Source organism: Roseovarius dicentrarchi, assembly GCF_003316635.1.
Lineage (GTDB): Bacteria > Pseudomonadota > Alphaproteobacteria > Rhodobacterales > Rhodobacteraceae > Roseovarius > Roseovarius dicentrarchi.
In genome coordinates this window covers 17,423-29,190 of the sequence record NZ_QNQP01000003.1, presented here as the reverse complement: position 1 = coordinate 29,190, position 11,768 = coordinate 17,423, and the positions used below count along the sequence as shown (strand labels likewise).

Annotated in this window: 11 protein-coding genes and 1 pseudogene; 7 read left to right on the top strand and 5 right to left on the bottom strand. The window is 61.4% G+C overall.

Features of this window, described 5'->3' with window-relative positions:
* Positions 1 to 12: 12 nt before the first annotated feature.
* The 3 genes from DQ230_RS02705 to DQ230_RS02695 all read right to left on the bottom strand — a co-directional run bounded on the left by DQ230_RS02705 (position 13) and on the right by DQ230_RS02695 (position 2,940).
* Complete coding sequence (locus tag DQ230_RS02705) at positions 13 to 1,386, bottom strand: pyruvate dehydrogenase complex E1 component subunit beta (protein ID WP_113910967.1); 1,374 nt, start codon at positions 1,384 to 1,386, stop codon at positions 13 to 15.
* A 13-nt stretch (positions 1,387 to 1,399) separates the two neighbouring features.
* Positions 1,400 to 2,410: a pyruvate dehydrogenase (acetyl-transferring) E1 component subunit alpha gene (gene pdhA, locus DQ230_RS02700; protein ID WP_113910966.1), complete on the bottom strand. Its 1,011-nt coding sequence runs from the start codon at positions 2,408 to 2,410 to the stop codon at positions 1,400 to 1,402.
* A 230-nt stretch (positions 2,411 to 2,640) separates the two neighbouring features.
* A complete protein-coding gene (locus DQ230_RS02695; protein ID WP_113910965.1) occupies positions 2,641 to 2,940 on the bottom strand; it encodes an FtsB family cell division protein in 300 nt (99 codons plus the stop codon).
* Positions 2,941 to 3,103: 163 nt separating this feature from the next.
* On the opposite strand from DQ230_RS02695, the gene DQ230_RS02690 reads away from it, so the two are divergent.
* The gene (locus DQ230_RS02690) at positions 3,104 to 4,717 is read left to right on the top strand and encodes an acyl-CoA dehydrogenase family protein (protein ID WP_113910964.1); all 1,614 of its coding nucleotides are present in this window, start codon (positions 3,104 to 3,106) and stop codon (positions 4,715 to 4,717) included.
* A 162-nt stretch (positions 4,718 to 4,879) separates the two neighbouring features.
* On the opposite strand, the gene DQ230_RS02685 is transcribed toward DQ230_RS02690, so the two are convergent.
* Both DQ230_RS02685 and DQ230_RS02680 read right to left on the bottom strand, forming a co-directional pair.
* On the bottom strand, positions 4,880 to 5,773 hold the full coding sequence (locus DQ230_RS02685; RefSeq protein WP_113910963.1) for a fructose bisphosphate aldolase: 894 nt from the start codon (positions 5,771 to 5,773) through the stop codon (positions 4,880 to 4,882).
* Between the two features lie 81 nt (positions 5,774 to 5,854).
* Positions 5,855 to 7,039: a phosphoglycerate kinase gene (locus DQ230_RS02680; RefSeq protein WP_113910962.1), complete on the bottom strand. Its 1,185-nt coding sequence runs from the start codon at positions 7,037 to 7,039 to the stop codon at positions 5,855 to 5,857.
* A gap of 132 nt (positions 7,040 to 7,171) precedes the next feature.
* On the opposite strand from DQ230_RS02680, the gene DQ230_RS02675 reads away from it, so the two are divergent.
* The 6 genes and pseudogenes from DQ230_RS02675 to tnpC all read left to right on the top strand — a co-directional run bounded on the left by DQ230_RS02675 (position 7,172) and on the right by tnpC (position 11,737).
* Positions 7,172 to 7,678, top strand: coding sequence for a peptidylprolyl isomerase (locus tag DQ230_RS02675; RefSeq protein WP_113910961.1), 507 nt, complete (start codon positions 7,172 to 7,174; stop codon positions 7,676 to 7,678).
* Positions 7,671 to 8,222: a peptidylprolyl isomerase gene (locus tag DQ230_RS02670; protein ID WP_113910960.1), complete on the top strand. Its 552-nt coding sequence runs from the start codon at positions 7,671 to 7,673 to the stop codon at positions 8,220 to 8,222. Before DQ230_RS02675 ends, DQ230_RS02670 begins: the two co-directional genes overlap by 8 nt.
* 2 nt (positions 8,223 to 8,224) lie before the next feature.
* Positions 8,225 to 9,010, top strand: coding sequence for a DUF4336 domain-containing protein (locus DQ230_RS02665; protein ID WP_162497344.1), 786 nt, complete (start codon positions 8,225 to 8,227; stop codon positions 9,008 to 9,010).
* Between the two features lie 387 nt (positions 9,011 to 9,397).
* Positions 9,398 to 9,760, top strand: coding sequence for an IS66-like element accessory protein TnpA (gene tnpA / locus DQ230_RS02660; protein WP_113910958.1), 363 nt, complete (start codon positions 9,398 to 9,400; stop codon positions 9,758 to 9,760).
* A gap of 17 nt (positions 9,761 to 9,777) precedes the next feature.
* Positions 9,778 to 10,104 (top strand): IS66 family insertion sequence element accessory protein TnpB, encoded by a 327-nt coding sequence (gene tnpB / locus DQ230_RS02655; RefSeq protein WP_476705471.1) that lies wholly within the window; start codon positions 9,778 to 9,780, stop codon positions 10,102 to 10,104.
* 62 nt (positions 10,105 to 10,166) lie between these two features.
* Positions 10,167 to 11,737: pseudogene (tnpC, locus tag DQ230_RS02650) on the top strand (IS66 family transposase).
* Positions 11,738 to 11,768: the final 31 nt, after the last annotated feature.

The following is an 11,768-nucleotide window of genomic DNA, read 5'->3' as shown; positions in this document are numbered from 1 at the left end:
CGCTCTCTCTCCTTAACGGTAGGTGACTTTGTGCACGGCATCCAAAACCTCTTGGGTCGAGGTCAGCGCCAGCTTTTCAAGGTTCGCGGCATAGGGCATCGGCACATCCTTGCCCAGGCAGTTGATCACCGGGGCGTCCAGATAATCAAAAGCGCGCTCCATGATAACAGCCGAGAGGTGGTTTCCAATGGATGCCACCGGGAAGCCCTCTTCGACGGTCACGCAGCGGTTGGTTTTCTGCACGCTGGCGATCAACGTGTCATAGTCGATGGGGCGCAGCGTGCGCAGGTCGATCACCTCGGCGGAAATGCCATCCTCGGCCAGCTTTTCGGCGGCCTCCAACGCGTAGGTCATGCCGATGCCAAAGCTGACGATGGTCACATCCTCGCCCTCGCGCCAGATGCGCGCCTTGCCGAAGGGCACGGTGAAATCATCCATCACCGGCACGTCAAACGATTTGCCATAAAGGATTTCGTTTTCGAGAAAGATCACCGGGTTCGGGTCCCGAATGGCCGATTTCAGCAGGCCCTTGGCGTCAGAGGCCGAATAGGGCTGCACCACTTTCAGCCCCGGAATATGCGCATACCACGCCGCGTAATCCTGGCTATGCTGCGCGGCCACGCGCGCGGCGGCGCCATTGGGGCCGCGGAACACGATAGGGCAGCCCATCTGACCGCCGGACATATAAAGCGTCTTGGCCGCCGAGTTGATGATCTGGTCGATCGCCTGCATGGCGAAATTCCACGTCATGAACTCCACGATGGGCTTCAGCCCGCCAAAGGCCGCGCCGACGCCGATCCCGGCAAAGCCATGTTCGGTAATGGGCGTGTCGATCACGCGCCGCGCGCCGAATTCTTCCAGCAGGTTCTGGGTGATCTTGTAGGCGCCTTGATATTCGGCCACCTCCTCGCCCATGATGAACACGTCATCATCGGCGCGCATTTCCTCGGCCATGGCGGCATTCAGCGCCTCGCGCACTGTCTGCTGTTTGGTTTCGGTGCCTTCGGGCCAGTCGGGGCTGCGGTCCGGCTGCGGCGCGGCAGCCTTGGCCGGGGCGGATTTCGGCGCGTCGGGTTTGGGCGCCTCCTTGACCTCGGGTTCTGGCGCCTTGGCCTTGGCGTCGCCGATGTCGTCGGCGCTTTCGCCCTCTTCCAGCAGCACGGCGATGGCGGTGTTGACCTTGACGCCTTCGGTGCCCTCCTCGATCAGGATCTTGCCGATGGTGCCTTCGTCCACGGCCTCGAATTCCATCGTGGCCTTGTCTGTTTCAATCTCGGCGATGATATCGCCCGAGCTTACGGTATCGCCTTCCTTCACCAGCCATTTGGCCAGCGTTCCCTCTTCCATCGTAGGGCTGAGGGCGGGCATGAGAATTTCTGTCGTCATCTAATATGGCTCCTCAGGCTTTCTGCGGCACGGCATCGGCGTAGACGTCTGTCCACAGCTCGGCGGGGTCCGGCTCGGGGCTGTCCTTGGCGAATTCGGCGGATGCGTTGACGATCTTCTTGATGTCCTTGTCGATCGCTTTCAGATCATCCTCGGTCGCGTGTTTGCCGGTCAGCAGCAGATCGCGGACATGTTCGATGCAGTCCTTTTCTTCGCGGATCTTCTGCACTTCCTCGCGGGTGCGATATTTGGCCGGGTCCGACATCGAATGACCGCGATAGCGATAGGTCTTCATCTCAAGGATGTACGGCCCCTTGCCCGCGCGGCAATGCGCGACGGCCTTTTCGCCCGCTTCCTTGACGGCCAGAACGTCCATGCCATCCACCGCCTCGCCGGGGATGCCGAACGCCTCGCCCCGCTTGTAAAGCTCGGGCGCCGAGGTGGAGCGTTTTTGCGACGTTCCCATCGCGTAATTGTTATTCTCAATGACGAAAATCACCGGCAACGCCCAGAGGGCAGCCATATTGAACGTCTCGAAAACCTGGCCCTGATTGGACGCGCCGTCACCGAAATAGGTGAACGTCACCCGGTCATTGCCGCGATACTTGTCGGAAAATGCCAGCCCGGCACCCAGCGGCACGTTGGCGCCGACAATGCCGTGCCCGCCGTAAAAATCCTTTTCCTTCGAGAACATGTGCATCGAGCCGCCCTTGCCGCGGCTATAGCCATCCTCGCGGCCGGTCAGCTCGGCCATGACGCCGTCCGGGGTCATGCCGCACGCCAGCATATGACCGTGATCGCGATATGTGGTAATGCGCTTGTCGCCCTCTTCCGCGGTGGCCTCAAGCCCGACAACGATCGCCTCCTGGCCGATGTAAAGGTGACAGAATCCGCCGATCAGGCCCATGCCGTATAGTTGGCCTGCCTTTTCCTCGAATCGCCGGATCAGCAGCATGTCGTAATAATACGCCTTCAGATCCTCCGCCGAAGCGTTTGATTTGCTTGCTTTCTTCTGGGCAGCCATTGGCAGATATCCCCTTGGTTGGCACATATATCGCAGGATAGTTTAACGCTAAACTATCCATGGCACAAATGGTTGCGCGACCCGTTCGGCCGCGTTCATCCTTTGAGGATAGGCATTGCTGCGCAACAAACGCAAGCTGCGTTCGTTGGTTTCACTCGGGCCCGGTGACGCCGGCGATGGACGCAGCGCGCGCAGATATCGGGTATATCGCAGGCGTTTCGGCAGGTATTTCAGCGGATGACAATCTCATCACTGCGCAGCAGACCGATAACCGAGCGCGCCTGTTCATCCAGCAGATCCAGGTCCAGATAAGTGTCCGACAGGCGCCGGGTCAGGTTTTCCATCATCGCGATATCGCTGTTGAGCAAGTCAAGCTGCGCCTGAAGCGCATCTGCCTCGGCCTCGATCTCGGCGCGGCTGAACAGGCCAAAATCGCCCTGAACGGCGGCAAAGGTGAAATACGTGCCCAGCGCGAATGCGATGGCGAAATAGACGAACACGCCCAGCGCGGGCTTTTTCCGATTTGTCACTGCATCTGCCTCATTTTGGTGATCTCTGCCGGATCCTTTGCAGACCCTGCCACACCCGCCCCGGATTTGGAATCGCTTTGTCGACCGACGCGCAATGGCGCGACAGGACGTTGCAATCTTGCGCCAAGGCCGCCTAAATGCACACGCTACAGGAGATTTGCCGATGCCAAATTCGCGGCCACATAACGAAACAGACACGCATGAGGTCCTGAACCAGCCGCCCACCCGCGGCGATCTGGATCTGTGGGACGGCGATCCGGCGCTGCGCGACCACGCGCACGCCGCCGATGATGCGCATCTGGCGGCCTACGGGCGCAAAATAGGCCGCGCCGCCATGCGCGAGGCCGGAATGGAGGCCAATCGCCACCCCCCCGAGGCGCAGCTGTTCGATCCCAGCGGCCGGCGGCTGGACGAGGTGTCATACCATCCGACCTATCACATGCTGATGCAGGCCGGTCTGGGCGCGGGCTATGCCGCGCTGCCATGGGAAGCGGCGCCGGGCGGTCATTCTACCCATGCCGCAATGGTTTACATGACCACACAGGTGGAGCCGGGGGTCTGTTGCCCCATGACCATGACCTATGCCGCCGTGCCCGCCCTGCGCGCATCGAAACCCCTGTTCGACGAATGGGTGCCAAAGCTGACCGCGCGCCTTTATGATCCGGCCGTTGCGCCGCTGGAGCGAAAGGCGGCGGCGACGATGGGTATGGCCCTGGCGGAAAAACAGGGTGGGTCGGACCTGACCGGCACATCGACCCACGCCATCCCCGACGGCAACGCCTACCGCCTGCGCGGGCATAAATGGTTTTGCTCGGCGCCGATGTCGGACGGGTTCATCACTCTGGCACAGGCGCCCGGCGGCCTGACCGCTTTTGTGGTGCCGCGCTGGACGTCCGGCACGCGCAATACGCTGCATATCCAGCGGTTAAAGGACACGCTGGGCAATCGTTCAAACGCGCTGGCAGAAATCGAATATGCCGATGCGCTTGCCTTGCCGCTGGGTGATGAGGGCGACGGCATCGCGCGGGTCGCAGAAATGCTGCACCATACCAGGCTGGACGCCGCGCTTGCCCCGGCTGGCCTGATGCGCGCTGCGCTTGGCGCGGCGCATCACTGGTGCAATCACCGAAGCGTCGGCGCGGCGCGGCTCATCGACCAGCCGCTGATGCGCAGCGTGCTGGCCGATCTTGCACTGGATTGGGAGGGCGCGATGGCGCTGGGACTGGCCGTCGCCCGCGCCTTCGACGGCACCGGCGAGCGTGACCGCGCCTTTGCGCGGCTGGGCGCCGCGCTGGCCAAATTCCTGAGCAACCGGCTTTGCCCTGCCGTAGTTTGCGAGGCGCTGGAATGCCTCGGCGGCGCTGGCTATATTGAGGAAACCGGCCTGCCGCTGCTGTACCGCGAGGCGCCATTGACAGCCCTGTGGGAGGGACCCGGCAACGTCATGTGTCTGGACATCCTGCGGACCTTGCGCACGGTCCCGATGGCGGGCGAGGTGCTGAGTGATGCGTTGGGCCAAGCGACGGGCGAATACCGCCGCTACGATGCGGCGCTGCGCGCGCACATGGGCCGCTTCCCCCGCTTGCCCGACGCCGGGCAGGCACGCTGGTATGCTGACAGTCTGGCAACATTGCTGACCGCTGCGGTCCTGATCCAACATGCACCGCCCGCCATCGCAGAAGCCTATATCGCCACGCGGCTGACAGGCGAGCGTGGGCGCGTCGCTGGCGCAATATCAGGGGTCGATACAGCAGCAATCCTCGCCCGGCTTGGCTAAAGCGTTCCGACCAAGAACTTTTATGCCTTCGGCGAGGATATTTTCAGCAAGAAGAACGGCTTGGAACGTCCTGCCATTTCTTCTTGCTGTCAAATATCCCGGGGGAAAGTTGAAAATCCTTTGGATTTTCGACTTGGGGGCTGGCCCCCTCTGTCGGTTACATCAGCCCGCAACAGATGCCGCATGGATGCTGTCGATTGTCGCACCGATTGTTTCGTTGAATTTCGCGTCTGTCTGATCCGCCGACAATCCTTCGGTCAGCGCCCGGCTGAAGCTGGCGACAATGCCGGTGTTCTGCTCAAGGCGGCGGTTCGCCTCCTCGCGGGAGTAGCCTCCCGACAGGGCGACAACGCGCATGACCGCCGGGTGATCGACCAGCGGCTTATAGTGATTTGCGGTCTCGGGCAGTGTCAGCTTCAGCATGACCTCGGTGCCTTCGGGCAGCGCATCGAGGTGGCGTTTGACCGCGTCCAGAAGCAGCGCTTCGGCCTCGGCCTTGTCGGCGATGGAAATGGTGACTTCCGGCTCGATAATCGGGATCAGGCCATGACCCAGAATCTGCTTGCCGATCTCAAACTGCTGGGCGACCACGGCTTCGATCCCGCTGGCGGATGCGGCGTCGATGACCGAGCGCATTTTGGTACCGAAAATACCCTCCTTCGCGGCTCGGTCGCACAGAACGTCCAGATCGGGCATCGGTTTCATCAGGCGCACGCCGTCTGCCTCATCCTCCAGACCCTTGTCCACTTTCAGGAACGGAACGACGCCGCGTTCCTCCCAAAGATAGGTGGCCGACGGCTTACCATCAATCTGGCGGTCCATCGTCATCTCGAACAGGATCGCGCCGATTACCTTGTCGCCGTTGAAATCAGGTGCCTGCGCAATGCGCGACCGCATGGCGTGGATCATGTCGAACATCTCGGCCTCGCCCGAATAGGCGGTCTCGGGCACGCCATACAGTGCCAGCGCCTTGGGGGTGGAGCCGCCCGATTGGTCCAGCGCCGCAACAAATCCGTTACCGGCGCGAATCTTCTCTGCTTGGGCTGTATTCGGCATAATGATGGCTCCGCTCAATTTGATTTACTGTCTATCGCCCGCTTCTACGGCAGTGCCATGATGCTTGCAATTATGGTCGCGCTAACGGCCCAGCGCCGCGACGCCTGGCAGATCCTTGCCCTCCATCCATTCCAGAAACGCGCCGCCGGCGGTTGAAATATAAGTGAAATCGTCGGCTGCGCCTGCGCGGTTCAGTGCGGCGACGGTATCGCCGCCGCCCGCAACGGAAATCAGCTTGCCTGCCCGGGTTCGCTCGGCGGCGTGGCGTGCTGCTGCATTGGTGGCCGCATCGAAGGGCGCGATTTCGAACGCACCCAGCGGGCCGTTCCAGATCAGCGTTTTGGCGGCGTCAAATGCCTGAGCCACGCGCGCCACGCTTTGCGGTCCGGCATCGAGGATCATGGCGTCATCGGGGCAAAGATGGACCGCCAGCGTCTCATGCGGGGCGTTTTCAACAAATTCGCGCGCAACAACGATATCGGCGGGCAAAATGATATCGCAGCCCTGATCGGCGGCTTTGGTCATGATCTGCCGGGCAGTTTTTGCCATGTCATGCTCACACAGCGACGTTCCGACATTCAGGCCCTGCGCGGCCAGAAACGTATTGGCCATGCCGCCGCCAATCACCAGAACGTTGACCTTTTCCACCAGATTGCTGAGCAGATCCAGCTTTGTCGACACTTTGGCGCCGCCCACCACGGCCACCACAGGGCGCTTTGGCGCGCCCAGCGCGGCCTCAAGCGCCTGCAATTCGGCCTGCATCAGGCGCCCGGCGCAGGACGGCATCAAATCTGCGATGGCCGCCGTGCTGGCATGGGCGCGATGCGCGGCTGAAAACGCATCATTGCAATAGACATCCCCCAGCGCGGCAAGGCGGGCGGCAAAATCAGGATCGTTCGCCTCCTCGCCGGGGTAGAACCGTATATTTTCCAGCAGCAGCACGTCTGCCGCCTCTGCCTCGGCGGTCAGGTTTTCGGCGCCGTCCAGCGTTTCGATCAAGCGCACGGAGCGGCCCAGCGCCGCCTCCAGCGCGGGGCGCAGGACGCGCAGCGACAGGTCCAGAACCACCTTCCCCTTGGGCCTGCCGAAATGCGCGATCAGGATCGGTTTGCCGCCCTTGGCCAGAATGTCCTGCACGGTCGGCACAATCCGTTCGATCCGGGTGGCGTCCGTGACGCGCCCGGCCTCGACCGGCACGTTGATATCGACGCGTGTCAGCACGCGCTTGCCGCTCAGGTCCATGTCGTCGAGGGTTTTCCAGCTCATCTGCCCATCCTTGCCATCCGGTCCGTTGCGCATGTCTTGGCGCGTGGGCGCGCATGCGTCAAGGTGGGGCGCTTGGCAATCAGCCACCAAGCGCCTAGATATTGCCGCAATGCCCATCAAAAGGAGGCCCCAATGGCCGAGATCAAAGACCCAGAAAACACCATCCTGATCGAGCTGAAGGACGGCACCGTCGCGATCGAACTGCTGCCCGATGTCGCCCCCGGCCATTGCGAACGGATGAAGGAACTGGCCCGCGCCGGCGCCTATGACAACGTCGCCTTTCACCGCGTGATCGCCGGATTCATGGCGCAGACAGGCGATGTGGCAAACGCCAACATGGAAAAGGATTACAACCCCCGCGCGGCCGGCACCGGCGGCAGCGACCTGCCCAATCTCAAGGCAGAATTTTCCAAGATCCCGCATGATCGCGGCACGTTGGGCGCAGCGCGCAGCCAGAACCCGGACAGCGCGAACAGCCAGTTTTTTATCAACTTCAGCGACAACAATTTCCTGAATGGCCAATACACCGTCTATGGCCGCGTCATTCAGGGGATGGAGCATGTGGACAACATCGCCAAGGGCGAACCGCCCGCGAACCCCGACCGCATGATCAGCGTCAAGGTGGCCGCAGATGCGTAACATTCTGGCAGCAACCGTGATCCTTGCCGCCGCGCCTGCGCTGGCGACAGACCTGAAAATCGACGTCGCGGGCGAGGCGAACGGCACCATCACCATCGACCTGTTCGAAGATGTCGCCCCCGCCCATGTCGAACGCATCACCACTCTGGCCCGGCAGGGCGCCTATGACGGCGTGGTGTTCCACCGCGTGATCGACGGCTTCATGGCGCAAACCGGCGATGTGCAATACGGCAAGCTGGAAGGTGGCGACATGATGCGCGCAGGCTCGGGCGGCTCGGACCTGCCGGATCTGCCCGCCGAATTCTCGGACCGGCCATTCGAGGCCGGAACCGTCGGCATGGCGCGCAGTGCCAGCCCCGACAGCGCCAACAGCCAGTTCTTCATCAACTTTGCCCCCGCAGGCCATCTGAACGGCCAGTACACCGTGGTCGGCAAGGTGACGGACGGCATGGATGTGCTGAACAGCATCAAGCGCGGCACCGGCAGCAATGGCGCCGTTGTCGGACAGCCCGATGTGATGACTTCCGTCACGGTCATCGACTGACCTTGGCACCGCAAGAACGCGCCACGGGCCATGAGCCGCTGAACACGCTCAAGCCCGTGGCAAAAGACATCTGGCTGATCGACGGCCCGCCGGTGACGATTTGTAAAATTCCGTATCCGTCGCGCGCCACTGTCGTGCGCCTTGCATGCGGCAGCCTCTGGATTCATGCTCCAACTGTTCTGACAGAAACGCTGCGCCGTGAATTGCAAGCGCTGGGGCCGGTTGGATATCTTGTCGCACCGAACGGGCGCCATTTTTCACAGCTCCCTGACTGGCAGCAGGCTTATCCCGATGCGCTGCTGTGGCACGCGGGCGGCCTGACCGATCACCCGCCGAACGCAGGCGCGCATGGTGTCGCCTCATCGCAAAAAGCGGCAGCTTGGGCGGATGAGATCGATCAGATAGCCATCAAAGGCCGCAAGCACCATTGCGAGACTGTCTACTTTCACCGCGCCTCTGCATCGCTGATCTGCACGGACCTGATACATAACGTGCAGACCGCGCATTTACCTGCCGCCGCCCGCCCGCTTGTCTGGCTGTCAGGCGCTGACGACAGCGACGGCAAGATGCCGTTCCCTGTCAGCATGAGGTATCGCAAGTCGGATTTGGCCGACGCCGTCGAGGCGATGATCGCGCTGGACCCTCAGCGCCTGTTGCTTGCGCATCGTCGCTGGTTCCCCGATGGGGCAGTCGGCGAATTGCGCCGCGCCTTCCGGCGCATCCTGCGCGACCGCGAATGGACCGCAGCAATGGAGAAAATATCCACAAAAACCGGCACACCGGACTGAAATGCGCGTCGCGGACGCTCGAAACCGGCCGCCTTGGTATTCCCTGCGGTCCCTGCACCTCAAGCTGGCGCCGCCTCCGGCGGGAGTATTGTCAATTAAGATTTTTTGTTCTGAAAAAGACGCTTGATGAAAAATGCGGATTTCGTATCAACCGACGGATCCACCATCAGAATATTAAAATTTTACCAACATCGGGAAGCACTATATCGGTCTTCCTGCCTATCCTATGTGCGGCTTTTCTAATCCAGCAGGTATGTCGGACAGCTGCAAGCGTCTAGGTGTTTGATCGTAACCGCGCCACTGGGAGCGCCTGCCTGACGCTTTTGCAATGATCTAAGAGACGTCGCTAAGGACGTCATTAGCGACGTCTCTTAGACGGGGTCTGCGATGCGTGGCGAAATTCTTGGGGCGGAGCGGCGACGCTTTTGGCATGACGACGACAAACTTGAGATTGTTGTGTCGGTTGGTGTCGATGGTGCAAGCGTAACGCAGGTTGCGCAACGTCATGAGATTAAGCGACAGCATATATACGCGTGGCGACATGAGCTGAAGAAGAAAGGCTTGTGGTCGCCCGATGCCGGGGCGCTGTTCTTTCCAGTGGATCTGCCGATGGCGCAGGCACCGGTCGCTGGGTCACCGCCTTCATTTGCTGTTGAGTTGCGTCTGCGTGGCGGGCGCAGCTTACATTTTGAACGCGCGGTCGATCCGGCGACGCTGTCGGTGCTGATCCGCGCGGTGGAAGGGGCCTGATCGGCCCCGGCACTGGTGTGCGTGTGTATCTCGCTTGCGGTGTTACGGACATGCGCAAGGGGATCGCGGGATTGGCATCGCTGACCCAGGATGTGCTGCATCAGAAGCCGACCGGTAATGCGGTCTTTGCCTTTCGGGGCCGTCGGGGTGACCGGATCAAGCTGCTGTATTGGGATGGTCAGGGATTTTGCCTTTATTACAAAGTGCTCGAACGGGGTCGCTTCCCTTGGCCGAGCGCCAAGGATGGAGCTGTGCGGATGACCTCGGCACAGCTCGCGATGCTCTGGGAAGGCATCGACTGGCGGCGTCCGGACTGGGGTGCTCCGCCTGCGCGGGTGGGGTGATTCTGTTGCTTGATTTGCTTTGTTTCTATGGTGCTTCGGCCTGATTTTTGGTAGTCAGGCGCATGTCAAAGCCTGCTGAAAACCTCCCCGATGATCCCGCTGTGTTGAAGGCGATGATCGCAGCATTGCAAGCCGAGAACGCCAGGGTATCGGCGACATTGCGCGTCCATGACCAGCTGGTTCAGGCGCTTCGCCTGCGGATCGCCAAACTCCAGAAACTGGCCTTTGGCAAATCTTCGGAAAAGATCGAGCGCGAGATTGAACAACTGGAACTGGCGCTCGAAGACCTGCTGGTGGCGGTGGCCGAAGACGATGACGCACTCATCGACGAAGGGCAGGATGAGCCATCACCAGACACTGCCGATGCACCCGCTTTGCGTCGCAGGCCGCGTGTCTCGGATACGACCCAGCGCGAGCGTCGTGAACTGGACCCCGGTGCCTGCTGCCCCGACTGTGGCGGTGATCTGCGTGTAGTCGGCGAAGATGTCAGCGAACTGCTCGATATGATCGCCGCCCAGATGAAGGTGGTTCAGATCGCTCGGATCAAGAAATCCTGCCGGCGCTGCGAGCGGATGGTGCAGGAACCCGCCCCCAGCCGTCCTATCCCGGGCAGCATGGCCGGGCCGAACCTCCTGGCGCATGTGCTGGTCTCGAAGTTCGACGATCACCTCCCTTTGTATCGCCAGCATGAGATATTCGCGCGCATGGGGGCTGATATCCCCGAAAGCACTTTGGTGGGCGGTGTGGCCGCGCCATGAAGACCCTGTCGCCGCTGGTCGAGCGGATCGAGGCGAACATCATGAGCAGCGATCTTCTACACGCGGATGATACCCCAATCCGGGTGCTGGACCGGTCGAAGAGAGATAAAGGGTTGGGGAAAGGCGTGAAGCAAGGCCGTATCTGGACCTACGTGCGTGATCAACGGCCCTGGGCAGTAGCTGCGCCACCCGGCGCTGTCTATCGGTTCGCACCCAACTGGAAGGAAGAGCATGTTCTTGGCCACCTGGCCGATGCGCGCGGCATCCTGCAAGCGGATGGATACAAAGGGTATACCAAGTTCTACGCGCCTGAACCCTGTGGCAAACCGCGCTTGCGCGAGGCGGCCTGTTGGGCCCACCTGCGGCGCGACTTCCATGACTTCTGGACCTCGACCAAATCCGAGATCGCCCGCGAGGCGCTCGACCGGATTGGCAAGTTCTACGACATCGAGCGCGATATCAACGGCCAGTCCGCCGACGCCCGCTATGCGGCACGTCAAAAGCTCAGCCTGCCCAAGGTCGAGGCTTTCTTTGCCTGGTCCGAACAGCAGCTTCTGCGCATCCCGGGCAAGAGCGATCTGGCCAAGGCCTTCCGCTATGGTCTCGCGCGGCAGGAGGCCTTCAGACTGTTTTTGTCTGACGGGCGTGTGGCCATCGACAACAACCCGGCAGAACGCGCCCTGCGCCCGATTGGAATTGGACGTAAGAATTGGTTGTTTGCAGGAGCCGATACCGGGGCGGAAACGCTCGCGCGTGCAATGACCGTCATTGAAACCGCCAAACTGAACGGTCTCGACCCGCTGGCCTATCTGGCTGACATCCTCGACCGTATCCACGATCACAAGATCAACCGGCTGGATGAATTGCTGCCGTGAAATTGGGTGCCGCTGGCATCCGCAACCGACA